Here is a 26,907-nt window from a genome sequence, read left to right as displayed (position 1 = left end):
GCGTGAGTGGTGAATGTTAATTGGTCTTAAGTAGTGTTGAGTTGTCGCTCCGAGATCAGGAGCGAGACGGCGTCGAGGATGCGCTCCAGGCCGAAGCGGAGAGCGTGCTCGGGGCTCGACGCGCCCTGGTATGCGTGGCCGGCCGATTGCCCGACGCGCGTCGCGACGGGGAACCGCTTCGCGTCGATGACCTTGTCGAGCAGCGGGGCGGTCGCGACCCACCACTCCACGTCCGTCATGCCGCTCTCCTGGAGGGTGCGCTTCGCGTTCGCCTGCGCCCTCGCCGTCCCTTCGACGTGCGTGAGGAGGAGGGTGAGCACCGAATCCATCTCCACGTCGGTGAGGCCGAGGCCGTCGAGAGGCCGCAGCTCTGCCTCGTACTTGAGCGAGACGTTGGGGCCGAGCACAGGGCGCGCCGTGACGATCTCGAGCAGCCACGGGTGCGCCTGGTACAGGTCCCAGTTGCGCTGGGCGATGTGCCGGAGCGACTCGCGCCACCCCCCCGGCTGCCGCGACGGCGCGTCCACGTCGTCGTAGAGGTGGCCATAGACCGTGTCGACCATGAGATCGGTCAGCTCGGCCTTGCCGGGGACGTGCGTGTAGAGCGACATGGTGCCGACGTTCAGCTGGTCCGCGAGCTGACGCATGGAGACGGCATCCAGCCCTCCCGCGTCGGCGAGCTCGATGGCGGCTGACACGATCGCGCGCACCGTCAGCCCCGATCGCCCGGGCTTGCCGTGAGAGCCCCAGAGCAGGGCGAGGGTCCGCGCCGGGTCGGGCGCCCGCGCCTCCACCTCGCGCTGCGCGCGCTTCCTCGCCGGCTTCGCGGGGCTCTTCTTCATCGAGCCGCCCCCGGTGCCGCGAGCTTGACAGCAACCCTCGACATCGTACACCGTACTGCACGCATTACGGAACACCGCATGGTGGAAGTATGTGCGGGATCGGAGCAGCACGTCAATGCAAGACCTCCCCGCGCGACGCTCACCCGGGCAGGGCGATGCGCTCTGGGCGCGCGAGGCGGCTGCCTGCTGCTCCAGCAGCACCTCCGCAGCACGGCGCCTGCTGCTGGAGCAGCAGGGGGGCCTCCGGTATAGCGGATCGGCGTCTTGCACAGCGGACATAAGGCTGGTACGCGCCGTGCAAAGCGTCGATGGAGCAACGTTCGTCGATTTGCTCTGCTGACAGGGTGCGCGGCGCCTGCCGCCGCGAGGGCCTGGTCCGCTCAGTGCAACGCGTCAGGGCGACAGCTCACCTGAAGGCCGCCATGAAAACTCCAGTGGTCGCGCTCGCCGCGATTTCACTCGTCCTTACCAGCACGACCATGACGAACGCCCACGCGGGCGATCCTGCCGTCATGCCGCTCGGCGCCGCCGCGGGCGACGCGCCGGCGCGCCTCACGCCCCGCCAGCGCGGCGCGGGCGTCGAGCGTTGGACCGCCACGCGCTGTCCGAGCGCCGCGCTCGCGGCGCTCTAGCTCGAAGGCCTCTCACGATTTCAGGACAGCAGCGGGCGCGCCCTCCCGCATGGAGCGGCGCGCGCCGCCCGAGCCGCCTCGATCGCGGGCGCGCAGCGCCGCTGCGGCTGCGCGAGCGCGCGACCGAACCATGGAGACATCGTCAATGAGCATCTCATCCTCTCACCTCTCGCTGAAAGACGGCAAGAAGACCTCTCGCTCGCGGGCGGTGCGCGACAAGCTGGATTACCCGGTCATCGACACCGATCTGCACACGATCGAGTTCGCCCCGATCCTCGAGGATTACATCGCGAAGTACGGCGGCGCGAAGTACGTCGACGAGTTCCGCCAGGCGATCAACCGGGGGTTCGGTTACCTGAGCAACGAGTGGTACGAGCTCACGCCCGAGCAGCGCGCCGCGCAGCGCTCGGTGCGGCCGCCGTGGTGGGCCCTGCCGACCAAGAACACCCTCGATCTCGCCACGGTGTCGCTGCCCAGGCTGCTGCACGAGCGGCTCGGCGAGTCGGGGACCGATTACGCGGTGCTGTTCCCGAACGTCTCCACGTTCGCCACCCACGTCGGCAAGGAGGATCTGCGCAGGGTGCTCATCCGCGCGGTCAACGCCTACCACGCCGACGCGTACCGGCCGTACGCCGACCGCCTCACGCCCGTCGCCGCCATTCCGCTGCACACGCCGGAGGAGGGGGTCGAGGAGCTCGAGTTCGCCGTGCGCGAGCTCGGCCTGAAGGTCGCGCTCATCCCGGGCAACCTCCGGCGGCCCGTCCGGTCGGTGGCCGAGAAGTACCCGTCCCGCCACCATCCGGACGTCGCGCGGCACGCGAACTGGCTCGACACGTTCGGCGTGGACAGCGAATACAACTACGACCCGTTCTGGGCCAAGGCGGTCGAGCTGAAGACGGTGCTGACCACCCACTCTGCCGGGATGGGGTGGACGAGCCGCAGCTCGGTGTCGAGCTACATGTACAACCACATCGGCCACTTCGCCTCCGCCTCCGAGGCGCTCGCGAAGTCGCTCTTCTTCAGCGGCGTGACCCGGCGGTTCCCCGACCTCCGCGTCGGCTTCCTCGAGGGGGGCGCGGCGTGGGGCGCGACGCTCTTCGCCGATCTCGTCGGCCACTGGGAGAAGCGCAACGGCAAGGCCGTCCAGAACTACAACCCTGACCTCATCGACGCGAAGCTGCTCTACGCGCTCTACCAGCAGTACGGCGGTCAGGAGGTCGAGGCGCGGCTCGGCGACATCAACGCCGTCCTCGGCGGGGCGCTCGGCGTGTCGAACAACTCGCGGCGTCAGCCGCAGGACCCGGGCGCGCTCGATGACTTCGCGGCGGCGGGCATCGAGCGGATCGAGGACATCCGCGACCGGTACGTGCCGAACTTCTACTTCGGCTCGGAGGCGGACGACCCGACCATCGCCTACGCGTTCAACACGAAGGTCAACCCGCTCGGCGTGCAGCTCAACGCCTTCTGGGCGTCGGACAGCGGCCACTGGGACGTGCCGGATCTGACCGAGGTCCTCGCGGACACGTGGAGCCTCGTTGAGCGGGGGGCGCTCACGGAGGCGAACTTCCGCGACCTCGTGTTCACCCATCCTTACAACTTCTTCGCCGGCAAGAACCCCGGCTTCTTCGCGGGAACCGCGGTCGAGCAGAAGCTGCCGAAGAGCAAGGCTGCCTGACGGACGTGCGCCGCGCGGGGCTGACGAGAGCAGCCCCGCGCGGCGTGATTTCGAGAAAACGAACCTCCCTGGATCCATTCATGCGTTTGCTTGACCGTTCAAGAACAGCCATCTCCACGATCCTCGCGACGACCGTCGTCCTCTGCGTGAGCCACGCGAGCGCGCAGAACCAGCCCGGAAGAGCCCAGGGGGAGCGCCCCGCGCCTGCTGGCGCGGCGCCGGCCCCCGCGGGTGCAGCGCCGGCCCGTGCGCCCGCCGGCGCGGCTCCTGCCGGCGCGGCTCCTGCCGGCGCGGCGCCGGCCCCTGCTGCGCCCGCCGGCGCGGCGCCGGCCGGCGCCGCCCCTGCGCCCGCCGGTGCGGCCCCGGGCCCTGCTGGAGCGGCTCCGGCCGCTGCCGGCGCGGCCCCGGCCACCACGCCAGGTACCGCGGCTGCCGGGCCGACGGCCCCGGGCGCCGTCCCGGGCGTGCCGTCGCCCGTCACCTCGCCCGCGGGGGACCCGACCGCCGAGGCCTTCGTCGAGCCCGACCCCAACGCCGTGACCCGCGACGATCTGCAAGGGCTCGTCACCGATCTCGAGAACTTCAAGTTCCAGTGGCAGCGAGAGCGCGATCTCCACACCGCCATCTCGACCCGCTCGCTCCTCATCGGCGGCGTCATCCAGACGCGCATCGGATGGACGGAGCAGCCGGTGAACACGGCGACGTCGAACGACCGCAAGGTGACGTTCGACACGGGCGCCGCGCTCCTCTCGTTCAACGGCATCCTCTACAAGGACTACGAGGAAGGGCGCAACCTCACCTACTCGCTGCGCTTCGGCGCCTCGCCCCAGCAGGCGAGCAACAACAGCTTCCTCAACCTGCTGGACGCCCAGCTCTCGTACTCCGTGCTCCCCACCCTCGCCCCCGAGGACTGGGTCCTGCAAATCACCCTGGGCCAGCAGCTCTTGCCGTTCGGGCTCGAGGTCCCGGCGAGCGAGGAGCTCAAGCCGGTGATCACCAACGCGCAGTTCACGACGAAGCTCGGGCTGAACCGGCGCGAGCTCGGGCTCATCATCCGGGGCGACGTGCTGCCGCAGGTGGACTACGGCTACAACTACCGCGCGCCCGTCCTCGCGTACGCCGTCGGCCTCGTCAACGGGAGCGGGCCGAACACGCCCGACGACAACAGCGAGAAGGACATCATCGGTCGCCTGGCGTTCACCGTTCCCTCCGACTACAACTCCCTCCTTCGGCAGATCACGCTGGGCGGGAGCGTGTACATCGGCTGGCAGAACACGTTCCTCAAGGACGAGAAGAAGACGCTGTCCGGGAAGGGCGCCAAGCGCCGCTACGGCGGCGATATCTACTACAACCACTACCCGATCGGCCTCACCTACGAGTTCATCTACGGTCAGGACGACGTGACGCTCGGGACCACGCCGGAAGATCCGCAGAAGTCGAGGCTCTCGAGCCTGTCGCACGTGGCCACCGTCTTCTACAACTGGGGCGAGCAGTTCCTGAGGGGCTATCGTAACCAGGGCCGATACGACGACTGGTGGCCGAAGACCTACCAGCCGTTCATCCGGGTCGACCTCTTCGATCCGAGCACCGAGGTGCTGGAGAACCGGGTCGACGTCTACACGCTCGGCTTCAACCTCTTCTTCGCGGAGACGACGAAGTTCCAGCTCAACTTCAACCGTCGTGACGACCGCACGAACACGCAAGGCGCCCAGCACGAGCTGCTCGCCCAGCTCCAGGGCGGCTTCTGAGCGATGCTCACCCGCTTCGGATACGGGCCCACCTCGACGTTTTCGGTGCTCGGCGTACGGGAGTACGCCTGCGCGCCGAAAACGCCGATCTGGGCCCGTCTCCTGTGCGGGAGAGCATCGCTCGGGCGGCGGTCAGCCGGCAGGTTGCAGAGAATTCAGAGAGGAGAATCATGAGACGAGCTCTTATCATCGTACAGATCCTTATCGCGGCGATCTTGACCTTCACGTCGCACGTGGCGCGGGCGGACGCGCCGACCGTCATCCGCGTGGCGTTCGCCGGGGTGGGGATCGGCAACCGGCCCTTCGTGGGCGGCAGCAGCCTCAGCGTGGTGCACGCGCGCGGGCTCCTCGAGGAGGAGTTCAAGAAGGACAACATCAAGATCCAGTGGTCCTTCTTCAAGGGCGCTGGCCCCGCCGTCAACGAGGCCTACGCGAACGGCCTCCTCGATTTCGCGCTCCAGGGAGACCTGCCGTCGAGCATCGGCAGGGCAGGGGGGCTCAAGACGAAGCTCCTCGCCGGGGTGTCGACGCGCCAGCACACCTACCTGGCCGTCCCTTCGGACTCGTCGATCTCGTCGCTCGCGGACCTCAAGGGGAAGAAGGTCGCCCTCTTCAAGGGCACGAACCTCCAGCTCGCCGTGAACAAGATCCTCGCGGGGAGCGGGCTGTCGGAGCGCGACCTCCGGATCCTCAACATGGATAGCGCGACCGCCAAGGCGGCGCTCGCCACCCGGGACATCGACGCGGCGTTCGGCGGGTCCGACCTCTACACGCTCCAGGACCAGGGGATCGCGAAGATCGTCTACTCGACGAAGAACGACTCGCCGACGTACCTGCGCCACGCCCACCTGATCGTCACCGAGGATTTCGCGAACAAGTACCCGGACATCACCAGGCGCGTCGTCAAGGTCGTCGTGCAAGCCGCCCACTGGATCGCGCAGAACGAGGCCAACCCGGCGCCCATCTACCAGCTCTGGTCCAAGTCGGGCGTGCCGTACTCGAACTACAAGGCCGACCAGGCGGGCGACTCGCTCAAGGTGCGCGCGAGCCCCCTGTTCGATGAGTACCTGATCTCCCGCTACAAGGCGGCGGCGGCCGACGCGAAGCGCTTCGGCCTCATCAGGAACACGTTCGACGTCGACTCGTGGATCGACCTCAGGTTCCTGAACGCGGCGCTCAAGGAGCTGAACCTCGAGGGCTACTGGCCCGAGTTCGACGCGAACGGGAAGGTCAAGCACCCCGGCAGGCAATGAGGGCGGAGGGCGGAGCGCGGCGGCGTCCGCGGCGCGCGCGGGCAGGGCGGCCTACCACGATAGAAAGGCAATGAAGATGACGCAGCAGGGAATCCAAGAAAGCCAGACCCAGGCCGCCTACGAGCTCGCGGCGCCTCAGGTGGCGCTGCCCGCGGGCGGCGCCGCGCCGCTCCTGTCGCGGCGGGTGGGCAACGTCGCCGTGGGGCTCATCTTCCCGGCGGCGCTCCTCCTCGCGTGGGGCTACGCCTCGCAGCGCGAGCTGATCCCGCCGCAGATCCTGCCGGCGCCGGGGCTGGTGGTGCAGACGCTGACCGAGCTCGCCAGCTCGGGAGACCTGCACTCGAACATCGCCATCAGCCTCGGGCGCGTCTTCGGCGGCTTCGCCCTCGGCGGCGCGGCCGGCCTGCTGCTCGGCGTCGCCATGGGCCTCTCGCGGCGCATCGAGGAGTACGTTCACCCGCTCTTCCGGGCGCTCGCGCAGGTGCCCGTCCTCGCGTGGCTGCCGCTGTTCATGATGGTGGTGGGCATCGGCGAGTCGCTCAAGCTGATCCTCATCGCGCAGGCGAGCCTCATCCCGGTGGCGCTGAACACGCTCCAGGGCATCAAGAACGTCCCCCGGTCGTACATCGAGGTCGCCCGGGTCTTCCGGTTCAGCAACGTCCAGCTCCTCCGGAAGGTCGTGCTCCCCTCGGCCGTCCCCTCGATCGCCGTGGGGATCCGCTATGGGCTCACGCAAGCGTGGCTGTCGCTCGTCACGGTCGAGCTCCTGGCGTCCTCCGAGGGCGTCGGGTTCCTGATCGTCTGGGGCCGCCAGCTCTTCCAGCTCGACGTGGTGCTCGCGGCGATCCTCGTCGTGGGGATCCTCGGGCTCGCGCTCGACAAGGGGCTCGAGACGATCGAGGCCCGCCTCCTCCGCTGGCGGCGCGCCGCGCTCTGACATCGCGCACCTCCCGCACCTCGACAGGAACAACAACGATGAGCGCCATCACCCATGCTCTGACAGCGCCGCGGCTCCGGCGCGGCCTTGTCCTGCCCATCTTTCTCGTCGTCGCGTGGATCGTGGTCTGCCGCTACGAGCTCACCAACACCCGCATCCTCGTCCCGCCGCTCGCCGTCTGGGAGGCCGCGCGAGGGCTGCACGAGAGCGGGGAGCTCTGGGGCCACCTCCGGGCCAGCCTGCTCCGGGATCTGCTCGGGCTCTCGCTCGGCGTCGCGGCGGGCACCGCCGTCGGCGGCCTCCTCGCCCTCTCGCGCGTCGCCGACCGGCTGCTGTCGCCGAGCTTCCACGCCGCGAAGCAGGTCGCGCTGTTCGCGTGGATCCCGCTCATGTCGGTGTGGCTCGGCGTCGGCGAGGAGGCGAAGGTCGCGTTCATCGCGCTCTCCGCCTTCTACCCGGTCGTCGTGAACACCTATGAAGGCGTGCGGAGCGTCGCTGTCGAGCACATCGAGGTGGCGCGCGTCCTCCGCTTCTCGCGGTGGCAGGTGCTGCGCAAGGTCGTCCTGCCGTCGGCCGCGCCGTCGCTCTTCGCCGGCGTCCATCAGGGGCTCATCTACGCGTGGCTCGGCACGATCGGGGCCGAGTACCTGCTCGAGCCCGCCCCCGGCGTCGGCAGCCTGATGGTCGACGGGCGCGAGCGCTTCGCGATGGATGTCGTGCTGGTCGGGCTCTTCGTGTCCGGCCTCGTGGGCTTCGGCCTGAACGCGCTGGCTACGGCCGCGGAGGAGCGCCTGCTGCGATGGCGCGTCCGCGGCGTGTGAAACGTTGGAAGGAGAGAACATGAGCTCGCCCGGAGTCATCAACATTCGCGATGTCAGCAAGAAGTACGTGGTCAAGGACGAGTCCCTGCAGGTACTCCAGGGGATCGGCCTGACAATTCACCCCGGCGAGTTCATCAGCGTCGTGGGCACGAGCGGTTGCGGCAAGTCGACGCTCCTCCGGCTCCTCGTCGGGCTGGACAGCGACTACCAGGGCGACATCCTGGTCGGCGGCGCGCGTGTCGAGGGGACGAGCCTCGACCGGGGGATCGTCTTCCAGGAGCACCGGCTCTTCCCCTGGCTCACCATCGAGCAGAACGTCGCCCTCGGCCTCGAGAACTCGACATGGACGGCGGCCGAGAAGACCCGCGCCGTCGACGATCACCTCGAGCTCGTCGGTCTGTCGGCGTTCAAGCGGGCCTACCCGCACCAGCTCTCCGGCGGGATGGCGCAGCGGGCGGCGATCGCGCGCGGGCTGGTCAACCGGCCTGGCATCCTGCTCCTCGACGAGCCGTTCGGCGCGCTCGACGCGCTGACCCGCACGAAGCTGCAGCAGGAGCTCCAGCGCATCTGGCAGACGGAGCAGATCACGATGATCCTCGTCACGCACGACGTCGAGGAGGCCGTGTTCCTGGGCGACAGGGTCGTCGTGCTCGAGCCGCGGCCCGGGCGGATCAAGCGCGTCGTCCCCGTCGACGTGCCGCGCCCCCGGTCCCGCACCGATCACGACATCAAGGTCCTCACCGACGAGGTCCGCGGCTACCTCCTCGAGGCGTAGCGCGCCGCGCGGCTCGGGGGGGACGGGGCCGCCCTAAGGCGTCGCCCGCAGAAGATCCTGGCGCACGTCCGCGGTGTCCGTTATAATGGACGAACCATCCGCTATCATGGTGAGTGACGCCCGATGACGATGCCCTTGCTCACGCTTCCCAACCCTGGCGCGCTGGCTCTCTCTCTGCGGGCCAAGGCGCTTGTCTTCGAGGATCCCCGGTCGCAGGCGATCCTCGATCGGATCCGGCAGCTCTCGCCGAGCGACGCGACGCTGCTCGTGACGGGGGAGACCGGCACGGGCAAGGAGCTTGTCGCGCGCCACATCCATGCGTTGAGCCATCGTCGGGGGCGGCCGTTCGTGGCGGTCAACTGCGGAGCCTGGTCGGAGTCGCTGGTCGAGAGCGAGCTGTTCGGCCACGAGAAGGGCGCCTTCACCGGGGCGACGACCGCGAAGGCCGGATGGTTCGAGGCCGCGGACGGCGGCACGCTGTTCCTCGACGAGATCGGGGATCTCTCGTTGCCGCTCCAGGTGAAGCTGCTCCGCGTGCTGCAGGAGCGCGAGGTGGTGCGGCTCGGATCGCGCCAGCCGATCCCGATCGACGTGCGGCTCATCGCGGCGACCAACGTGGACCTGGAGGAGGCGGTGACCGCGCGGAAGTTCCGCGAGGACCTGTTCTACCGGCTCAACGTGGCGACGCTGGCGCTCCCGCCGCTGCGCGAGCGGCCGGGCGACATCCTCCCGCTGGCGCGCTACTTCCTCGATCTCTACGCGCACCGGCTCGGCTCGGGGCCGGCCGCGCTCACGGCGGAGGCGGCGGCGAGGCTCCTGGAGCACCCGTGGCCCGGGAACATCCGGGAGCTCGAGAACGCGATGCACCACGCGCTCCTCGTCTGCAAAGGCCATCAGATCGCCGTGGCGGATCTGCGGCTCACGGCGCTCCTGCCGAAGGCGGCGACGAGCCCGCCTCCTTCGGAGCGGGGGGTCGACCGGGGGGCGGCGGACGTCGCGTCCCAGGTCGGGCCGACGCCGCAGGCGACGTCGCTGGAGGGCGCGTTGCTCGCGCTGTTCGAGCAGAACCTGCCGAACCTGCACGAGCAGATCGAGGAGACGATCATCCGGACGGCGTACCGGTATTGCGATCGCAATCAGCTCCAGACGGCGCGGCTGCTCGGCATCAGCAGGAACATCGTGCGCGCCCGGCTCGCGCAGTTCGGCGAGCTGGCGCGCTACCGCGCGGCGCGCGGCGGGGCGGCCGCCGCGGTGTTCGGGCGGGGCGAGCCGGTCGAGTCGTCGCGCGTCCCGGGGACGAGCTGAGAGGGCGCGCTGGCGGGGCTGCGCTGGGCTGGGCGCCGCTGCGGTGAGGCCGGCGCGGCTCAGGAGCGCGACGCGGGCGTCGGCCGGGAGCGACCCGGCGCGCGGGGGCGAGCCCTCGCGGCCGGGGGTCTCGTCCCCCCGAGGGCCTCGCGCAGCGTCGTGGCCGTGGCGGCGCGCGCGATCCAGCGGTCGAGCTTCGCTGCGTCGGCGCAGGCGCGGATGCGCGCCTCGTCGTCCTGTGAGGGCGAGAGGCCGCGCGCCCGCAGCAGCGTGATCGCGCGTCTTGCCGTCCCTCTGCCCGTCCCCTGGCCTCGCCCTCTGCCCGTCCCTTCTTCCGCCCCTGTGCTTCGAGGAAGAGGCGCAGCTTCCTGGCGGCGGGTGTCTCCGGGATCTTGTCGGGGTTCATCGAGGCCTCTCTGAGGAGCTCCAGCATTCGCTCGCTGAGCACGGAAAGGATCGCACGCTGCTGGGCCCGTCGCAACGCGCGCGGTAGCCGCTCGGTCAGCTCGAACGCCCGCATGTGTCCAATGGCCATGCGGAATTCGAAATGGGCGAATTGGCCTGCTCGTAATCGGTCATGGGTTCACCATGGCGCCGTGCCCGCCGGGCGGTGCACTTGAATGCACGGACGCCAGTCCCGGTGAGAACGCCAGCGTTGTTGACCCGATGTTGCGTGCAGGTGTGGCGTGTCGCCCCGTCTCACGGCGCCCGTCGCGGCCCGCGGCGCGGCTCAGGCGTGGCTTGCGCGCGTCTGGGGCTGTCCGGAATGGCTCACGATCCAGCGCTCCAGATCGGCGCGCAATGCCACGCCGCTGCGGCGGTCGAGCTCTCGTCCGCCGTGGAAGAGCACGAACGTCGGCACCCCCTGGATGCGCCGGCCGGCGTCCGTCTTGGCAACGGGGGCTTTACACTCAGCGATCGGGCTCCAGGGTCAAACCATGGAACCCACGAAACAGCACGCAGGACCGAGCGAGCAGGCTGATCGGCAGATCGGCGGCGAGCAGCAGGAGCCGGGGGCGCCGACGCGGCAGTTGAACGACGAGACAACGCAGGGCTCGAGCGATGTCGAGCAGATCGCCCGACAGCAGGGCGCGTCGCAGCGGGGATACACGGCAGACGGACCGCAGAACGACCGACCGGCGCAGTTCGATCCGGAGCACCCAGGCGGGCGCCCCGAGGGCGATCCGCGCCGCTGAAGGCGGGCTGAAGGGCGGGCGCCGGGGGCCGCCGCGGCAGGTGGAGGCGCGCGGCGCGCGCGCCGCGGTGCCAGGTGAGCCTGTTACCGCGGCGGCGCCTCGCACGCCCGCCGCGTCACCTCGTGGCGGTAGTCGAACATCCTCTCCAGCTTGCGCCGGACGAAGCGGGCGCCGCCGAGCTGCCCGAGCGCGCCGAGCGGGAGCTCGTACTCCACGTGATCGGTGAGGTAGCAGCCGCCCGCGCCGTCGGGGTCCGTGCGGTGCGTGTGGACCCATCGCTTGAACGGCCCGCTGCGCTGCGTGTCCTGGAACATCCGGCCCTGCTCGTACTGCGTGTGCTCGGCGACCCAGCGCAGCGGGACAGGGCCGACGCGCGTCTCCATGACCACGCGCGCGCCGACGAGGATCCCGCCGGTCTTCTCCAGGACGCGCGCGTGCTCCCAGGGGGGCGTGAGGCGCTCGAGGGCGTCGGGCTCCTCGTGGAAGGCGAAGACCCGCTCGGGGGGCGCGGCGATGCGCGTGCGCTTCTCGAAGATGGGCATGGCGCGAGCATGGATCGCGGGGAGGCGAGGCGCCTGCGGTCAGCCCAGATGCCGGTGCCCCGGCCGGCTTGAACGTTTGGTGAAACTAACGAGGGGGACCGATGATGGTAGGGGTACGGGATCGTGTCGGCCGCTGCGGCTGGCGAATGGTGGAGCAGCCAGCCGTACTCGATGTGCACGAGCGCGCAACGTTCCCACATTGTCACACACGTAGCTCCGCGAGTGCCGCCTCGGCTGCCTCGAGGAGGGGATTGAGGGCCAAGGCGCGCTCGTACGCTTCGATGGCACCGCGGAGCTCGTTCGTTCGCTCACGAGCCATGCCAAGGTTGAAGAAGACCTCGGCACGTGGAATCGCCGGGATCGTCGCGTCATCGCCGAGGGCGCTGAGACGCTGGATGCCCTCGGAGATGCTGTCCCGAACGCCGGAGTCGAGGCGAATCTCGGACTCCGCGCGTGAGACGAGCCATGCGGGGAGGATCTTGTGCTGCTGGACAAACGCCTGAAGAAAATGATCCGCCTCCTCGATTCGGCGCCGGCTGCTCAACGCCCAGAGCATGAAGAGCGAGAAAGAGGCTCTCCTCCTGACGATAGGGCTAAGCATTCCCAGTGCGGCGTCGTTCGAGCCGTAGACGGCACAGAGGGCGCACCAGATCTCGCGCAGAAGAGCGCTCTCCGAAGCGAAGCAGAACTGCGCGGCGACCAGCTCGTCTCCCAGGGTCGCCATGTAAAGCGCTGCGCTTGCTACCAGCGCGCCGTCGCCATGCTCTATAGCGTCGCGCAACAGCATCTCCGCCTGTGCGTCTTGACCGAGGAGGTAGCAGGCGGTGGCCCACCCTATCTTCTGCCGCGGAGAAGCGACGCTGGGGACGTTGTCAAACATCGTGTCCATGATGTGTCGAGGTGCGGCGTGACCTTCCAATATCTCTTGGATCGCGTGTGCCCAGCTCGTCCTGGGCTGGGCATCGTTGCTGGCTCTCTTCGGCGAGATCGCAGGAAACCACCGGGCTGCTCTGCGATATCGGCGCGCGGGCGCACGGCGATGGAGATCTCTTCGCATGAACGTCTCTCCGGAGTAGTCCGCGACGGAAGCGAAGGGTTGGAGGGTACGGCTTCGGCCATGAACGCACACCAGGAGGCCGGCCGCGCGCAGCATCGCTATCATATGAACCGTGCCGATTCGATAACGAACTCGTTCCAGGAAGTAATCCGGCTCCTGAAGGAATACAGCGTTGATCGCGCCGCTGCTATACAGGCGCAGCAGCGTCCAAGCGATGCTCAGTGGGCCCGCAGCTTCAGGAATTCTGAGGTCCGGACCTTCTGGTGGCGAGACGATCGACTGCGGACCGAAGTAGACGGCTGCGACACGGATACCGGGCGTGTTGAGGAATGCATCCACGACGAGCGCGTCCTTGTCGCGATGCGATAGTAGCACCGTTCCCGGCGGACATTTAACGTACTCCCGGGTAGCGGCAAGCGGGAAGAACAGAGGCGGCGCCGACTCCACCGACGACGAGATCTGCGCCAGCCCACCTCCTCCCAGCAGCACGTCCGGCCACACGCAGGGCTTCCCTTCCTGCAGTCCATAGTCGTGAGGCCCAGGCAGCGCAGGCTTGTACCGGCTCTTCGGGCACTTCAGCTTACGCAGGAGCGCTCCTGTGTCCGAATCCGCCGCGAGCTCCAGCTCGAAGACGATGTCCGTCACGAAGGGGAGCCACGGATCTGCCCCGGTCGTCGTCGCCTCCTCGACGACGATCGTCGAGACGCCCTCCCGCTCCAGCGCTTGCATCAGAGCGACCAGATCGCTGCGCAGCGCGCGCTCTTCGTCCTCGCCCCCGGTCTCCGGCAGCCCGAACGCATCGATCACGACGGCCCGCACAGGCAACCCCGCCGGAAGCTCCGCCGAGAGCACGCCCGTCGGGTACGACAGCACCTCTGCCACCGCCTGCAGCGCCGCCCGCTTGCGTTGGGCGCTGGTCTCCACCTTCGCGCCCGCCTCCGTGCGCAGCAGGTGCTCGGCTAGGATCGCTCCCGGCTTGGGCTCTCCCGCAGGGGAGCGGAAGGCCATGATGATGCCATCGGGCAGCTCGAGGACCTTGGCCTTGTACACGAGCTCGGTCGGCACGAACTCCGTCGTGAGGAAGAGGACCACGCCCGCTTGCTCGCGAGCTATCGCATGCGCAATGGCGACGGCCAGGGTGGTTTTTCCGGTCCCCGCCCCGCCGCGGACCAGCACCGTCGTGGTTTCTGGCTTGCTCGCGGATTTCGCCACAAGCAGCATCCCTGCTGGCAGGAAGATGTGCTCCAGCCACGAGATGGGGAACGCCTGGATCAGCTTGTCTCGCATCGCTCTTATGCAGCCAACCCCTCGAACGCTTCATCGATGTGTCGCCGCTGTGGGCCGCGGAGGCGGTTCGCTATGCTGTCGCGACACGCCTGCACCGGCAGGCTCGACAGTTCCTTCTCCGCCGCTTCCAGCCCTGCGTACCTCGCCTCGTCGGGCGCGTCGCGGATCCCCTGGCGGAGCACGATCCCCCAGTGCGGGTACCCCGCCCGGCGCAGCCCTGTGACCGCGAGGTAGATGTCCTCATCGGCCAGTGCCGTCCGCGACAGCCAGAAGCTCGCATCGCGTAGCTCGTGCGGATCTTCGCGACGGGCCGCGGCATGGAGGTCCTGCCGCGCGATCGGCTGGATTCGCCTCCATAACGCGAGGGATTCCTCCTCCGAGCAGTACCACGTGACAAGGCCCTCGACGCGCTCGCACGCGAGCTCGTCCGAGCGAGACGCCCCCTGGCCGAGCCACCGGAGCAGCGCCGCGATGCGGCTCGGCTCGCTTCTCGGGGAGCCCCTCGCAATGCGGTCGAGGCGAGCAAGCTCGCGCTCGCCGAGGATCACCACGGTGTCATGTAGCCGCGCAGGCCACGGGCCGAACCGTGTACCGATGCCAGGAAGCGCCCCCTCCTCCGTCAGCTTTCCGATCACGGCGGCGGCGACCTCGTGGATGTCCTCGCTCGTGCCCTTGCTCTTTCGTGGCGGTCGAACCTCGACGAGCTCGACCAGTCGTCCCTTGGCGTCGGCGAGGACAACCTCGCGTCGCGCCGGCGTCTGGTCCTGCGCCACCCTGCCGTGATGGCCGACCGCTCGGAGCCCGGGAAGTTCCCGGTGCGCTCCGACGCGTAGCGTCTTCGTGCGTTCTGTCATCGCAGAAGTCTCCTCAGCACCTCGCCGGAATGCTCGTAGAGCGAACGATACGACCCGGGCTCGCCGCGCGGAAGGGTCTCGACCGCGGGCGTCGTCCCGCCGCGGAAGCGGAGCCGATCGGCCGCATCGAGCGCCCGCTGCAGAGCGTCAAACGGGACGTGCAACAGCGCGATTTTCTCGAACGAGAGCTCGGCCGCGATGCGCACCTCCCACGTCCAGGTCCGCCGGTCGCCGCATTCGCCCGGCCCGTAGCGAGCTCGCCCTCGGGTGCCGTTGTGCTTCAGCAGGGCGGCCGGCTTCAGCCGATCGGGCTGTCCGGCGGCATACCGGTCGGGCTGCGTGTCGAGATAACGATCCGGATCGTCGTAGGCGTGCGCGAGCCACCGCTCGAACCGAGCTCGCCAAGTATCGAGAGGAACCTCATGTTGCTCGAAGAAGCGCCAGCACACGCCGGCGTCTGCTCCTTGGCTACGAAACGGCTGGAGCTTCGGGGGGCTGTCCTCGAGCGAGCCGGAGTCGAACGGCGTCGCGCTGCCGTCTTTTCCTGCCTCGGCGCCAGGATCGAAGTAAATCACCGCGTCTCCCACGCACCCGTTGCGGTAGTAACAACATGGGCCGCCATAGACGAACACGTGCTTGCCTCGGAGCTCACCGAACTTACCCGGATCGTGTGCCATGCCGAGCGCAACACGGCTCTTCAGGCCGTCCCAGCCAGTCCACGTATCGAATCCGACGCTTGCAGGGTAGTGCACCAGCGGCATCCGCCAGGCAAGCTCCGTCGCGCGGTTCTTCGCCTTCTTTGATGGAACGTGCTTTTTTCGGGGCCGCGGCTGCTGGGCCGCGGGCGGACGGTTCGCGGGCTGCTGCGGAGCGCGATTCTTCGCCACGTGGACCAGGCTAGTTCGGATCGGCCCAGTCGACGAGTCCTATTTATCAGGGCTCAAAACGACCACGTCCAAGTAAACGCCGCCGGATCCGCCCCCGGCTCCTGCGGCAGCGCGCCCGCCGCAAGCCGCGTCCTGGTCGGCGCGATCGGGTGGATGGCCGCGAGCGCGAAGCCCGTCACGTGGCCCAGGATCATGCCGGCGCCGACGTCCTGCCACGAGTGCGCGCCCGCGCCGATCCGCAGCGCCATCGTCACCACCGTGGCCGCCTCGGCGAGGGCGAGCGCGCCCAGGCGCGGCGCGGCGGCGCCGGTCGTGCGCAGCGCGAGGTTGAGGCGCACGCCCGCGATCGCCGCGACCGGGGTCGTGTGGCCCGACGGGAAGGCGTCGAAGTCGAGATCGGTCTCGCCACACCGATCCGTCCGCCACGAGCGCGGCCGGCACCGGCCCGACAGGCGCTTGATCATGCTCGAGAGGCCTGTCGACAGCGCCGCCGCCTCGAGCTCGATCAGCGACGTCCTGAGCGCCCGGGAGAAGGGGTGGGGGACGCCGGTGCCCGCGAGGTAGCTGCCCTCGAGGGCGTACCCGCTGCCGAGCTGGAGCAGCGTGCCCACGGTGGCGCCGGTGATGTCGCTGGCGAGGCCGAGGGTCTCGTTGCGCTCCTCGCTGGAGGCTGCGCCCCACGCCGAGCGGCGCTGAGGCAGCAGGTACGTCGCCAGCGAGGCGGTGCAGACCGCGACGACGGCCACCTCGCCCGCCGGCGCCCCGAACGCCCAGTCCGGGGCCGCCGGTCCCGCCTGCGCGGCGGCGGGCGTGCTCCACGCCAGCGCGCACACGCAGGCGAGCGGCGCGGCGTATCTCACGGCTTCTTCGCGGCGGGCGGCGTCGCCTGGGGCGCCGCGGGCTTGGCGCTCTGCGCGGGCGCCGCCGGCTTGGCGGTCTGCGCGGGTGCCGCCGGCTTGGCAGCCTGCGCGGGCACCGCGGGGGCCGCCGGCTTGGCCGCCTGCGCGGGCGCCGCCGGCTTGGCCGCCTGCGCCGCCCCGGGCTTGCCGGCAGCCGGCTGTCCAGCCGTCACGCCGGGCGCCTTCTGGACGGTCACCGGACCGAGCTGCAGCGCCGAGAGCTGCTCTCCGACGGCGCTGGCGTCGCCCACCAGCACGACCCGGAGCTTCTCGGGCACGAGGTACTTCTGCGCGACCCGCTGCACGTCCGCAGGCGTGATCCGCTGGATCCGCGCCGGCCGCGTCCCGAACTCGTCGAGCGGCAGATCGTAGACCGCGAGGCTCGCGACCGTCGACGCTGTCGCGCCGGCCGTCTCGAAGCGGGCCGGGAGCTGGCGGATGAGGTTCGCCTTGGCGTCCGCGAGCTCCTCGAGGGTGACGGGCTCCTTCCGCATCCGGTCGATCTCCGCGAAGATCTCCCGCACCGCCGGCCCGGTGTTCTCCCGCACCACCGCGCCGCCCGCGGAGAACGGGCCGGGCCCGTGGCGCATCTCGAAGCCGGAGCGCGCGCCGTAGGTGTAGGCGTGCTTCTCGCGCAGGTTCAGGTTGAGCCGGCTCGAGAACTGCCCGCCGAGGAGGGTGTTCATCACGAGCAGCGCGTCGTAGTCCTTCGTCGCGCGCGGCACGCCGGGCAGCGTCACCGTCACGGTCGACTGCGTGAGCCCGGGCCTGTCGACGATCACGACGCGCGGCGCGCCCGCGTCGAGCGCCGGCGGATCCGCGGGGAGCTCCGCCTTCGCCGGCACGGGCGGCGCGCCGACCGGGCCCTTCCAGGCGCCGAAGACCCGCTCCACCTCCTTCACCGCGTCGGCCTTGGTGATGTTCCCGGCGATGGAGACCGTCGTCAGCTCCGGCCGGAACTGCGCGACGTGGAACTTCGCGAGGGCGCCCGCCGTGATCTTCTTGAGCGCCGCCTCGGTGCCGAGCAGCGGCGCGCTGTACGCGTGGCCGTCGGGGTAGAGGGTCATGCCCTGGGCGATGGAGAGGAGCGACGCGGGCCGGTCGTTCATCTCGGCGAGCTGGGTGATGCGGCGCGACCGCTCGCGCTCGATCTCGGCCGGCGCGAACGCCGGGTTCATGTACGCATCGCCGAGCAGCGTGAGCATCTCGCCGAACCGCGGCGCCAGGCTCTGGCCCTGCACGCCGCCGCCGTCGAAGTTGACCCCGGACGCGAAGTTCGCGCCGAGCTTGCCGAGCGCGTCGCTGAACTGGAGCGCGCTGCGGGTCTTCGTGCCCTGCGTGAGCATCGCGCCCGCGAACGCGCCGACGCCCGGCGCGGCCTGATCGGCGCCCCGGACGGTGGTCACCTCCACCGCGACGATCGGCAGCTCGTGCCGCTCCACGACGAGGACGCGGATCCCGTTCGCGAGCTTCGCCTCCTCGATCCGCGGCGGCACGAAGACCACCTCCGGCCCTGGAGGCGGCGACGACTTGCGGAACGCGTCCGCCGCCTCCGGGGGCGGCGCGGCGGCGGGCGGCGGCGCGGCGGCGGGCGGCGGCGCGGCGGCGGGCGGCGCCTTCGTGTTCGAGGCGCAGGCGGCGAGCGCCGCTGCGGCGAGCGAGACGGAGAAGATTCGTTTCATGTGCATGGCTCAACCCCCCTTCGGCGCGGGCGTGCCGGCCGCGGGCTTCTCGACCGCGGGCGTGCCGGCCGCGGGCTTCTTGACTGCCGGTGCTGTCGCAGGCTTGCCGGTCGCCGGCGCCGCCGCCGCGGGCTTCGCCGCCGCCGCCGCGGGCTTCGTCGCCGCCGCGGCCGCGACCTTCGCCGCCCCCGGCGCCGCCGTCTCGGTCTGCTTGACGAGGCGCCCTGCCTTCGGGGCGCCCGGCTTCGGTGTGACGAGGGCGATCACGCGCCTGCCCTGGGGCAGGAAGTCCGCTGTCGCCTTCTGCAGGTCGGCGGCCGTGGCCGTCTCGTACCTGGCCACGTCCTTCGGGAAGTACCCCGGATCGCCGGCGAGCTGGTTGTAGTTGTTGATCGCGTTCGCGCGGGCGGTCACCTGCTCCATGCTGAAGACCAGGTCCGACAGCAGCTTCGCCCGGGCCCGCTCGTGCTCGTCCTGCGTCGGCGGCGCCTTGCGCAGCTTCTCGAGCTCGGCGTCGATCAGCTTCAGGGCCTGCTCGGGCGACTTGCCCTTCTTCAGGGTGGCGGTGATCTGGAACGTGCTGGCGAGCTGGCTCGACGACTGCCCCGCGAAGACGTCCTGCGCGATCTGGAGATCGTAGACCAGCCGCTTGTACAGCCGGCTCGTCTTGCCCGACGAGAGGACGTTGGCGACGAGGTCGAGCTCGGCGTCGCCGGGCGCGAAGTGCGGCGGCGTCACCCAGCTGATCGTCACGCGGGGCAGCTCCACGTCCGCCTCGATCTCGAGGCGCTTCTCGGTCGCGAGGTCGCCGGGGTCGGGCTTCGTCGTCACGGGCGGCGGGGCGCCCTTCGGGATCGGGCTGAAGTACCTGTGAACGAGCTCCTTCGCCCTGTCCCTGTCGATGTCGCCGGCGATGACGAGGGTCGCGTTGTTCGGCGCGTAGAACGTCTTGAAGAAGGCCCGCACGTCGTCCATCCGGGCGGCGTCGAGGTCCTCGGGCGTGCCGATGGTCAGCAGGTGGTAGGGGTGGTTCTCCGGGAACATGGCCGCGCGGAGGAACTGCGGCACGAGGCCGTAGGGCGCGTTCTCGTAGTTCTGGCGGCGCTCGTTCTTCACCACGTTGCGCTGGCTCGCGAACGTCTCCTCGTTCGCGTGGTCGAGCAGCCACCCCATCCGGTCGCTCTCCAGCCAGAGCACGAGCGCGAGCTCGTTGGCCGGGACGGTCTCGAAGTAGTTGGTCCTGTCGGCGTTGGTCGTCCCGTTGCGCTCGCTCGCGCCGGCCCGCTCCAGGTACTTGAAGAACATGTCCTCGCCGACGTTCTTCGAGCCCTGGAACATGAGGTGCTCGAAGAGGTGCGCGAACCCGTTCTTCCCCTTCGGCTCGTCCTTGGAGCCCACGTGGTACCAGACGTTGACGGCCACGACGGGCGTGCGGTGATCCTCGTGCAGGACCACCTCGAGCCCGTTCTGCAGCGTGTACTTCTCGACCGGCACCATGACGCTCACGCTGGCCGAGGCCGGCGCCGCGGCCCCCGGCTTCGCGCCAGGCTGCGCCGCGGTCGCGGGCTGCGCCGCGGTCGCGGGCTGCGCCGCGGTCGCGGGCTGCGCCGCGGTCGCGGGCTGCGCCGCCGTCGCGGGCTGCGCCGCCGTCGCGGGCTGCGCCGCCGCCGGCTTGGCGGCGGGTTGCGCCGCTGCTGCGGGCTGCGCCGCTGCAGCGGCCGGTGGCGCGGCGTAGGTGGGCGACGTCAGGCCGAGCGCGACGACGAGCGCGCTGGACAGGCACGAGGGCGCCCGGAGGCGCCTCCGCTGGGACGGATGGTTGGCTCGCATGGGCGCGGTTCTACCGCAGATCGCCCGAGGCGCAGCGCAAACTTCGCCCCTGGAGAGGCGGGATCTCCGCCGCGCGCATCACGTCCGGCGGCGGTCTCCGGTCCTCAGAACGGCGTGACAAAAATCTCGTACGGCCCGAAATCCACCGGCGTACGACCACTCACGGTGATCGCCCCGAGGCCCCCTCCCGGCCGCGTCGCCACGATCACCGCATTGGCCCCCTCCGGATCGCCCGCGCACGCGTCCCTCGGCCTGGAGCACTGGACGGCGGTCGGATTGCACGCGTCGTCCGCCGTCCTGAGCGTCATCGGGAAATCCGCCAGGCCGCACGAGGACACCATGAAGGCTCTCCCCGGGCAGACGGGGACGTAGAACGTCTGCTCAGGGCTGCTCGCGCCGCACGCGGACCTCGGGGGGATCGGCCTCCCGGTGGTGTCGCCGCGGATCAGCCCGCTGCTCGTCACGACCTCGGCCCCCTCGCCGAGGCACGACGCGCGCTCGAACGTGAGGCGTACCCTGCCGGAGGCGCCGGGGCTCACGGCCTTGACCACCACCGTGTACGTCCCCGCCGGGAGCCTGGCCGCGAAGTTCGCGCCCGGCGCGAGCTCGCCGCAGCTCCGCGCCGCGCAGCCGACCGGGGCGCCGTCGCAGCCGTCGCCCTCCAGCACCGCGATCGCCGTGTCGATCTCCGAATCCAGGGTGCCGAGGTACACGACCTCCTCGGACGGGAGCGTGAAGCGGAAGAACACCTCGCCCCCCTCGCCGCCGCACGGCAGGGCCACGTCGGAGGTGTTCCCCGCCGTGATCTCCGCGGCGTAATCCATCGACTCCGTGAGCTCCGCCGCCGTCGCGCACGCATCGGCGCCCGGGATCGGCGCGCACCCGTCGTCCGGGACCCCGTTGCAGTTCTCGTCGAGGTCGTTCCCGCAGAGCTCGGTCGACGGGCGGATGCACCCGGCGCCCGCGCAGCCGTTGTCGGGGATCTCGTCGCAGTCCTGGTCGACGAGGTCCCCGCAGATCTCCGGCTCGGGCACGCAGGGCGCGTACGCCGGGACGTGGATCGGCACCTCGACCACGTTGTCCTCGATCGACCGCTCCGCGATCGCGCCGCGCGGGTTCACCGCGACGCGGAGCAGGTAATCGCCCTCGGGCACGCCCGTCACGTCGACCCACTGGCACGCCGTGCCCACGCCGTACACGTCGGCCCACCCCGCGCTCAGGAAGTTGCACCCCGCGCCGCCCGCGCTCGGGAAGCCGCGCGGCGCCGGGTCCTCTGGATCGAGCGGCTCCATGTCGACCAGGCAGAACGCCTGCTTGTGGCCCTGCGCGACGATCGCGCCGTCCGCGTCGAGCAGCCGGTAATCGGCGAAGTCGAGGAAGTGGAAGTGCTGGTGGCACTGCGCATACTCGAAGAGCGGGCTGTCGAACTCGGGGCCAGGGTCGAGGTGGCCTGGCCCTGTGTTCTCGATGCGCCCCTCGAACTGGAGGAGGTGCCGCCGGCCCGGGCCTCCGATGCACCCCTCCAGGATCTCGCACGCGTCCGCGGGGAACGTCTGGTACGAGAACTGGAGCGTGTCGACGATGCGCGCCTCGTCCGGGCGCAGGTCGGGCACCATGCAGACGTCGGCCCTGCACGCGTGGCCGGTCGGGCAGCACGCGCCGCCGCAGATCGTGCCGTCGCAGGCCGGGTAGTCGACCGGCAGGACGATCGTGTTGTTGTCGAAGCGCGCCTCGGCGACGGTCTTCCCCGGGTTGACGGTGATCTCGAGCTCGTAGAGCCCGGCGCCCACCCCGGTCACGTCGAGCGCGTTGCACGCGACGGTGCCGGGCTGCTCGACGTGCTCTCCGGGCCCGAGGCCCTGCGCGTCGCAGTCGTACCGGCCGCCGGGCATCGCGACGCAGCGCGCGTCGAGCTCGGCCTCGGCGACGGTCGCGGCGCCCCGCCGGAGGATCGCGCGGAAGAGGCGCGGGACGACGTAGCTGTCCTCGCAGAAGTTCGGCTCGAACACGTCGCTCTCGGACGGCGCGCCGAGATCGAGCGGCACGTCGCCGGCGTTCCTGAGCGACACGTGGAAGCGCAGCAGCGCCCGTCGGCCGCTCCCGCCGACGCAGCCCCGGCGCACCTCGCACGCATCCTCGCCGAAGCTGACCCAGTCGAACGCGACCGCCTCGGCGCGCTCCGCCGGCTCCAGCACGAGGTCGGCCGCCCTGCAGCCGCGGTTCACGCACGCGGCGCCGGGGCTGCAGCACGCCGCGTCGCCGCAGGCGCGCCCCTCGTCGCACGCCGCCGTGCAGCCCGACGGCTCGCCCTCGACGTCGATCTGGCACCGCGCGCCCTCGGGGCACACGAGGTCCGATCCCGCGCACCGCAGGCCTCCTGCGCCGCCGCTGTCCCCGGCTCCCTGCCCACCTCCACGCCCGCCCGCGCCCGAGCTGCCGTCCCCTCCTGCGCCCGAGGGCGGCCCGGCCGGCCCGCCGCCGCAGGCAGCGCCCGCGAGGAGCAGTGAGCCCATCCACAGCGTTCCGGCGAGCTTCTTCATGTGCACCTGGTGAAGCGGGCTGCGCGTCGCCGCGCGGGCCGGGCGTCGTCGCCCCTGCGCGCAGCGAAGCGCGCGCTGCATGCTAGGCGAAGCGCGCGATCGGAAGCAGTCGGGACGCACCGGCGCGCAGGAATCCCACCCTCGCCGAGCAACGCCCGCGCGGCGCTGGCGGCCTCTGGCGCTCTCTCTGGCGCTCTCTCTGGCGCGCTCCGGTCGCCGGGCGCGCCGGGGCTGCCGCTGGCCGGCGGTGGTGCGAGCGGCGTATTTCTCTCGGCTCCACCGAGGAGCGTATACTCTCACCCACATGGCCCTCGTCGTCGTCGTCACCGGTGCATCCAGCGGGATTGGTCGAGCGCTCGCGCTCTCCTGGGCGAAGCGCGGCGCGAGCGTGGTGCTGAGCGCGCGCGGGCAGGAGGCGCTCGAGCGCGTCGCCGCGGAGGTGCGCGCGGCGGGCGGCGACGCGCTCGCCGTGGCCGGGGACGTGACCGTGGAGGAGGACCGCAAGGCGCTCTGCGACCGGGCGCTCGGCGCGTACGGCCGGCTCGACGTCCTCGTGAACAACGCGGGGCGCGGCTACTACGCGCCCACGCTGGAGATCGACCCTGCCGAGCTCGAGACGATCTACCGGCTCAACGTCGTCGCCCCGGTGCGCCTCGCGCAGCTCGCGATCGAGCCGCTCTCGGCCGCGAAGGGCACCGTCGTGATGGTCTCGTCGGTCGCGGGGGTCGTCTCCACGCCGCGGATGGGCCCGTACGCCTCGTCGAAGTTCGCGCTGGAGGCGCTCGCGATGTCGCTCCGCGCGGAGGTCGCGTCGCGCGGCGTGCGCGTGCTCGTCGTGCGGCCGGGCCCTGTCGCGACGCCCTTCCGCGCGAACGCCGTGGTGACCGACGACAACGTCGGCTACCGCCCGCCGGGCCACAAGCCGCAGAGCCCCGAGGCGGTCGCCGAGGGCATCGTGCGCGCCGTCGAGGCGGGCCGCGAGGTCCTGGAGACGAGCGTGTTCGTGAAGGCGGCGAGCCTCGCGGCCCGCGTGGCGCCGGGCCCGACGCGGTGGCTCTCGAAGCGCATGGCGCGCCGCTCGGGGCTCTGAGCGGCGCGCGCCCCGTCCGCGCTCCACCCCGGCGGGCTCGCGTCCACCGTCGATCTGCTCGAACTGGGATGCGAGCGAGTTGAGTGATGTCGCTGCGCCGGGGCCGGACGGGATCAGGCAAATGCTGTCAGACGACGGGTTGGTCGACCAGCTCCCTGGCTCGGGGGATGAGCGATTCGAGCAGATCTCCCGGCGCTGGCACGAATGGAACCGCGTGTTCAACGAGAACAAGAGGCACGTGCGCCTCCACCGCGCCGTGTGGACGCCGCGCTTCAACTGAGAATGACGAGGGTTCATGGCAGCAGAGGACAGGAACGCGGGGACCGGTCGGCCGATCATCCGCCCGCGCGCCCTCAAGCAGGGCGACGCGATCGGCATTTTCACGCCCTCGTACCCCGCCCATGTCGTTTTTCGCGATAAGTACCTCCACGGCAGAGAGACGCTGCGCAAGCTCGGGTTCCGCGTCATCGAGGGTGAGCTGACGGCGAAGGCCGTCGCAGAAGGCTACCGCTCGGGCCCTCCCGAGGCGCGCGCGAGGGAGTTCATGGACCTCGTGACGAACCCGGAGGTGCGCGCGTTGATCGCCACGATAGGCGGCGCGAACTCGTCGAGCCTGCTCGCGCACATCGATTTCGAGAGGGTGAGAGAGAACCCGAAGATCATCTGCGGGTACAGCGACGTTACCGCGCTGCATATGGGCCTGCTCACGCAGTCCGGGCTATCGACGTTCTACGGGCCTGCGGTGGTCCCCTCCTTCGGCGACTGGCCCGGGGTCGATGAGTTCACGCTCGACTCGTTCCTCGACGCCACCGGTCGCCACACGGACGGCGCGAGGGCTCTCCTGTGCCCGCCGCAGTGGAGCAACCACTTCCGGGACGCGAAGACGTCCGAGTGGTGCACCGCTCCACGTCGGTACGAGCCGAACGCCGGCTGGCGCGCTCTCGTGTCGGGGGAAGCCGAAGGGCCCGCCATCATCGCGAACCTGAACACGTTGCTTTCGCTCGCGGGGACGAGGTACTTCCCGCCGCTCAGAGGAGCGATCCTGATCCTGGAGCAGATGGACTGCTGCTTTTCACGGGAGGAGCGGCAGCTACGCCAGCTCGAGGCGATCGGCGCGCTCGACGAGATCGCAGCGCTGGTGATCGGCAAGGCGGAGATGACCGACACCGAGGGCGCCCCGTTCAGCCATGACGAGCTCCTGCTCGAGGTGCTCGGGCTTCGCCGAGGTTATCCGGTCGTGACGAGCTTCGACTGTTCCCACACCGTTCCGATGCTCACCTTGGCCCAGATGTGCAGGGTCCGTGTGCGGGCCCACGTGAGGCACGGCGTCGAGATGGCCGTGTGCGAGCCGATGGTGGAGGTGCGCTGAGTCGGGAGAACGCGGCCGGCCTCGCCCCCGCCGCTCGGTGAGGGGCGTCCATCCGCCGAGACCCTGATTCCCCGCGCTACCGCAAGATCTCCTCGAGCAGCGCGTTCGGCTCGCCGCGGCGATCTTCGCCGAACGACGAGATGCCCAGGCCGTAGTACTGGTTCATGATGGTGAACCACAGATCGCGGAGCTGGCGATCGCTGCCGAGGGCGCCGTAGGCGACGTGCGCGTCGTTCAGGAAGACGCCGTCGCCGCCGAGGAGCACGATGGGCAGGTCGTACCCGTCGTGGTCGTGCGAGCGCATCTCGCTCATGTGCACCATGACGCAGTGATCGAGCACCGTGCCGTCGCCCTCGGGGATCGCGTCGAGCCGCTGCGCGAGCTGCGCGCTCTTCTGGTTGAGCCAGCAGTTGATCGCCGCGTAGTCGAGGTTGCTCTGCTGGATGATCTTGTACTGGCCGTCCTGGGTCGCGCGGTCCAGGTTGCCGGCGGCGTGCTGGGAGGAGTGGAAGTGCAGGCTGCTCTCTCTCCTGTACGCGAGCCCCACCTTGGCGCGGACGTCCTCCGGGATGCACCGATACTCGAACTCGGAGCGCATGTCGTCGTGCATGTGGGTGATCACGCGCGTCACGTCGCATTGAATGGCCATGACGATGAGGTCGATCATGACCTTCGCGTGATCTTCGTGCTTGTACGGGCCGGCTCCCGTGTTGTCGTTCTCGTTGAGCCCCTCCGCCTGGCCCGGCGGCTCGGGGACCACGCCGGGCTGGCTGATCGGGCTGCAGCCCAGGCCCGCCGGGGGGGTCATCGTCGACTGTACGTGGGTCGCGTTCTTCTCGATCTCGCGCAGCGAGTCGAGGTACTGCTGGACGATCTTGCGATCCCCGGAGCCGACCCGGTTCATGAGCGAGTTCGCGTCCGCGAGCACGCCGTCGATGACGCTCTTCTCGGTCGCCGCGCGGCGCTCCGCCTCGATCCTGGCCTCCTCGTCGCTCTGCCCTGGCACGGCGGACCCCGCGCCCGCGCCGACGAGCGCGTCGAACACCGCCTTCGGGTTGACCGAGCGCTTCAGCGGCTCGCGCGGGCTCTTCCAGGAGAGGACCTGGTTGTAGGCGTAGCTGCGCTGGTCGAAGAAGCCGGGCTTGACCCCGAGCCCCGTCTGCAGCGACGGGATGCGGGTCGCCTGCTCCGGGCCTGCCTTCTGGACGATGAGCTGGTCGACCGAGACGCCGTTGCCCACCCACTCGCCGAGGTCCTGGCGCGCCTCCCTCCCGAGCTGATCGGCGTCCACGCAGGTCGAGAGCGCCGCGCCGAGGCGCGAGTGGGAAGGCTCGATGTACGGGTGCTGCTCCGTGCTCCACGTGTAGTTGCCGAGGCGGCTTATCATGAGCATCTTCGACTTCACCGGCGCGAAGTGCTCGAGCACCCTCGGCAGCTTGAAGTCGGCGCCCTTCAGCGTCTTTCCGAACGCGGGGGCCGTCTCCCACCAGTGATGGGGCGCCCCGTTCGGGAAGGTACAGAGCACGAAGCGCTTCGGGGTGCCGGGCTCCCCCGCGCGCGCCCCGCGCGGCGCGAGGCTCTCGAGCCACGGCAGCGCCAGACAGACGCCCGCGCCGCGCAACAGGTTTCTGCGTGTCATCAAGCGTTTCATGTGCGCATCGCTCCTTCGTGCCTCGTCCTGTGCAG

At 70.3% G+C, this 26,907-nt stretch carries 22 protein-coding genes; 12 read left to right on the top strand and 10 right to left on the bottom strand.

What is annotated here, in order from left to right:
- Positions 1-26: 26 nt before the first annotated feature.
- Entirely contained in the window at positions 27-842 is an 816-nt protein-coding gene (locus tag WME76_RS45455; RefSeq protein ID WP_437962456.1) for a TetR/AcrR family transcriptional regulator, read from the bottom strand.
- Positions 843-1,321: 479 nt separating this feature from the next.
- Here WME76_RS45455 and WME76_RS45450 point away from each other — a divergent pair, with 479 nt between their 5' ends.
- From WME76_RS45450 to WME76_RS45410, 9 genes are all read left to right on the top strand, one after another.
- Positions 1,322-1,474 (top strand): hypothetical protein, encoded by a 153-nt coding sequence (locus tag WME76_RS45450; protein WP_437962455.1) that lies wholly within the window; start codon positions 1,322-1,324, stop codon positions 1,472-1,474.
- A 145-nt stretch (positions 1,475-1,619) separates the two neighbouring features.
- A complete protein-coding gene (locus WME76_RS45445) occupies positions 1,620-3,149 on the top strand; it encodes an amidohydrolase family protein (protein ID WP_437962454.1) in 1,530 nt (509 codons plus the stop codon).
- 80 nt (positions 3,150-3,229) lie between these two features.
- The gene (locus tag WME76_RS45440) at positions 3,230-4,897 is read left to right on the top strand and encodes a hypothetical protein (protein WP_437962453.1); all 1,668 of its coding nucleotides are present in this window, start codon (positions 3,230-3,232) and stop codon (positions 4,895-4,897) included.
- 170 nt (positions 4,898-5,067) lie between these two features.
- Positions 5,068-6,150: an ABC transporter substrate-binding protein gene (locus tag WME76_RS45435; protein WP_437962452.1), complete on the top strand. Its 1,083-nt coding sequence runs from the start codon at positions 5,068-5,070 to the stop codon at positions 6,148-6,150.
- 76 nt (positions 6,151-6,226) lie between these two features.
- Positions 6,227-7,087: an ABC transporter permease gene (locus WME76_RS45430; protein WP_437289438.1), complete on the top strand. Its 861-nt coding sequence runs from the start codon at positions 6,227-6,229 to the stop codon at positions 7,085-7,087.
- A 38-nt stretch (positions 7,088-7,125) separates the two neighbouring features.
- Entirely contained in the window at positions 7,126-7,908 is a 783-nt protein-coding gene (locus tag WME76_RS45425) for an ABC transporter permease (RefSeq protein WP_437289439.1), read from the top strand.
- Between the two features lie 19 nt (positions 7,909-7,927).
- Positions 7,928-8,683, top strand: a complete 756-nt coding sequence (locus WME76_RS45420; RefSeq protein ID WP_433934400.1) for an ABC transporter ATP-binding protein — start codon at positions 7,928-7,930, stop codon at positions 8,681-8,683.
- Positions 8,684-8,812: 129 nt separating this feature from the next.
- Positions 8,813-9,988 carry a sigma-54 interaction domain-containing protein gene (locus WME76_RS45415; RefSeq protein WP_437963025.1) on the top strand — a complete coding sequence of 392 codons (1,176 nt, stop codon included), beginning with the start codon at positions 8,813-8,815 and terminating at the stop codon, positions 9,986-9,988.
- Positions 9,989-10,926: 938 nt separating this feature from the next.
- Positions 10,927-11,184 (top strand): hypothetical protein, encoded by a 258-nt coding sequence (locus WME76_RS45410; RefSeq protein WP_437962451.1) that lies wholly within the window; start codon positions 10,927-10,929, stop codon positions 11,182-11,184.
- An 83-nt stretch (positions 11,185-11,267) separates the two neighbouring features.
- Here the strand turns inward: WME76_RS45410 and WME76_RS45405 are convergent, their stop codons facing one another.
- The 8 genes from WME76_RS45405 to WME76_RS45370 form a co-directional block, all read right to left on the bottom strand.
- Positions 11,268-11,726, bottom strand: coding sequence for an SRPBCC family protein (locus WME76_RS45405; RefSeq protein WP_061618386.1), 459 nt, complete (start codon positions 11,724-11,726; stop codon positions 11,268-11,270).
- 202 nt (positions 11,727-11,928) lie between these two features.
- Positions 11,929-14,070 (bottom strand): tetratricopeptide repeat protein, encoded by a 2,142-nt coding sequence (locus WME76_RS45400; RefSeq protein WP_437962450.1) that lies wholly within the window; start codon positions 14,068-14,070, stop codon positions 11,929-11,931.
- 5 nt (positions 14,071-14,075) lie between these two features.
- The gene (locus WME76_RS45395) at positions 14,076-14,924 is read right to left on the bottom strand and encodes a hypothetical protein (RefSeq protein WP_437962449.1); all 849 of its coding nucleotides are present in this window, start codon (positions 14,922-14,924) and stop codon (positions 14,076-14,078) included.
- Positions 14,921-15,811 carry a hypothetical protein gene (locus tag WME76_RS45390; protein WP_437962448.1) on the bottom strand — a complete coding sequence of 297 codons (891 nt, stop codon included), beginning with the start codon at positions 15,809-15,811 and terminating at the stop codon, positions 14,921-14,923. The genes WME76_RS45395 and WME76_RS45390 overlap by 4 nt, the downstream gene beginning before the upstream one ends.
- A gap of 53 nt (positions 15,812-15,864) precedes the next feature.
- On the bottom strand, positions 15,865-16,671 hold the full coding sequence (locus tag WME76_RS45385) for a phosphatase PAP2 family protein (protein ID WP_437962447.1): 807 nt from the start codon (positions 16,669-16,671) through the stop codon (positions 15,865-15,867).
- Positions 16,668-18,398: a M16 family metallopeptidase gene (locus WME76_RS45380; RefSeq protein ID WP_437962446.1), complete on the bottom strand. Its 1,731-nt coding sequence runs from the start codon at positions 18,396-18,398 to the stop codon at positions 16,668-16,670. Before WME76_RS45380 ends, WME76_RS45385 begins: the two co-directional genes overlap by 4 nt.
- 3 nt (positions 18,399-18,401) lie before the next feature.
- Positions 18,402-20,222, bottom strand: a complete 1,821-nt coding sequence (locus WME76_RS45375; protein WP_437962445.1) for a M16 family metallopeptidase — start codon at positions 20,220-20,222, stop codon at positions 18,402-18,404.
- Between the two features lie 104 nt (positions 20,223-20,326).
- Positions 20,327-22,762: a lysyl oxidase family protein gene (locus WME76_RS45370; RefSeq protein ID WP_437962444.1), complete on the bottom strand. Its 2,436-nt coding sequence runs from the start codon at positions 22,760-22,762 to the stop codon at positions 20,327-20,329.
- Between the two features lie 304 nt (positions 22,763-23,066).
- Here WME76_RS45370 and WME76_RS45365 point away from each other — a divergent pair, with 304 nt between their 5' ends.
- From WME76_RS45365 to WME76_RS45355, 3 genes are all read left to right on the top strand, one after another.
- Positions 23,067-23,852, top strand: a complete 786-nt coding sequence (locus tag WME76_RS45365; protein ID WP_437962443.1) for an SDR family NAD(P)-dependent oxidoreductase — start codon at positions 23,067-23,069, stop codon at positions 23,850-23,852.
- Positions 23,853-23,973: 121 nt separating this feature from the next.
- The gene (locus WME76_RS45360; protein WP_437962442.1) at positions 23,974-24,132 is read left to right on the top strand and encodes a hypothetical protein; all 159 of its coding nucleotides are present in this window, start codon (positions 23,974-23,976) and stop codon (positions 24,130-24,132) included.
- Positions 24,133-24,147: 15 nt separating this feature from the next.
- Positions 24,148-25,221 carry a S66 family peptidase gene (locus WME76_RS45355; RefSeq protein WP_437962441.1) on the top strand — a complete coding sequence of 358 codons (1,074 nt, stop codon included), beginning with the start codon at positions 24,148-24,150 and terminating at the stop codon, positions 25,219-25,221.
- A gap of 76 nt (positions 25,222-25,297) precedes the next feature.
- On the opposite strand, the gene WME76_RS45350 is transcribed toward WME76_RS45355, so the two are convergent.
- Entirely contained in the window at positions 25,298-26,860 is a 1,563-nt protein-coding gene (locus tag WME76_RS45350; protein ID WP_437962440.1) for a DUF1552 domain-containing protein, read from the bottom strand.
- Positions 26,861-26,907 lie beyond the last annotated feature (47 nt).

Origin of the sequence: Sorangium sp. So ce119 (assembly GCF_051524405.1) — a bacterium.
GTDB classification, from domain to species: domain Bacteria; phylum Myxococcota_A; class Polyangia; order Polyangiales; family Polyangiaceae; genus Sorangium; species Sorangium cellulosum_G.
This window is presented reverse-complemented; position numbering and strand designations above follow the sequence as displayed.

Excerpts from the sequence above, each read along its gene's own strand:
- WME76_RS45420 (WP_433934400.1), top strand. The coding sequence starts at position 7,928 with ATGAGCTCGCCCGGAGTCATCAACATTCGCGATGTCAGCAAGAAGTAC.
- WME76_RS45375 (WP_437962445.1), bottom strand. The coding sequence starts at position 20,222 with ATGCGAGCCAACCATCCGTCCCAGCGGAGGCGCCTCCGGGCGCCCTCG.
- WME76_RS45350 (WP_437962440.1), bottom strand. The coding sequence starts at position 26,860 with ATGACACGCAGAAACCTGTTGCGCGGCGCGGGCGTCTGTCTGGCGCTG.
- WME76_RS45395 (WP_437962449.1), bottom strand. The coding sequence starts at position 14,924 with ATGACAGAACGCACGAAGACGCTACGCGTCGGAGCGCACCGGGAACTT.
- WME76_RS45365 (WP_437962443.1), top strand. The coding sequence starts at position 23,067 with ATGGCCCTCGTCGTCGTCGTCACCGGTGCATCCAGCGGGATTGGTCGA.
- WME76_RS45380 (WP_437962446.1), bottom strand. The coding sequence starts at position 18,398 with ATGCACATGAAACGAATCTTCTCCGTCTCGCTCGCCGCAGCGGCGCTC.
- WME76_RS45455 (WP_437962456.1), bottom strand. The coding sequence starts at position 842 with ATGAAGAAGAGCCCCGCGAAGCCGGCGAGGAAGCGCGCGCAGCGCGAG.
- WME76_RS45445 (WP_437962454.1), top strand. The coding sequence starts at position 1,620 with ATGAGCATCTCATCCTCTCACCTCTCGCTGAAAGACGGCAAGAAGACC.
- WME76_RS45435 (WP_437962452.1), top strand. The coding sequence starts at position 5,068 with ATGAGACGAGCTCTTATCATCGTACAGATCCTTATCGCGGCGATCTTG.
- WME76_RS45360 (WP_437962442.1), top strand. The coding sequence starts at position 23,974 with ATGCTGTCAGACGACGGGTTGGTCGACCAGCTCCCTGGCTCGGGGGAT.
- WME76_RS45450 (WP_437962455.1), top strand. The coding sequence starts at position 1,322 with ATGACGAACGCCCACGCGGGCGATCCTGCCGTCATGCCGCTCGGCGCC.
- WME76_RS45440 (WP_437962453.1), top strand. The coding sequence starts at position 3,230 with ATGCGTTTGCTTGACCGTTCAAGAACAGCCATCTCCACGATCCTCGCG.
- WME76_RS45405 (WP_061618386.1), bottom strand. The coding sequence starts at position 11,726 with ATGCCCATCTTCGAGAAGCGCACGCGCATCGCCGCGCCCCCCGAGCGG.
- WME76_RS45355 (WP_437962441.1), top strand. The coding sequence starts at position 24,148 with ATGGCAGCAGAGGACAGGAACGCGGGGACCGGTCGGCCGATCATCCGC.
- WME76_RS45370 (WP_437962444.1), bottom strand. The coding sequence starts at position 22,762 with ATGAAGAAGCTCGCCGGAACGCTGTGGATGGGCTCACTGCTCCTCGCG.
- WME76_RS45410 (WP_437962451.1), top strand. The coding sequence starts at position 10,927 with ATGGAACCCACGAAACAGCACGCAGGACCGAGCGAGCAGGCTGATCGG.
- WME76_RS45400 (WP_437962450.1), bottom strand. The coding sequence starts at position 14,070 with ATGCGAGACAAGCTGATCCAGGCGTTCCCCATCTCGTGGCTGGAGCAC.
- WME76_RS45415 (WP_437963025.1), top strand. The coding sequence starts at position 8,813 with ATGCCCTTGCTCACGCTTCCCAACCCTGGCGCGCTGGCTCTCTCTCTG.
- WME76_RS45430 (WP_437289438.1), top strand. The coding sequence starts at position 6,227 with ATGACGCAGCAGGGAATCCAAGAAAGCCAGACCCAGGCCGCCTACGAG.
- WME76_RS45425 (WP_437289439.1), top strand. The coding sequence starts at position 7,126 with ATGAGCGCCATCACCCATGCTCTGACAGCGCCGCGGCTCCGGCGCGGC.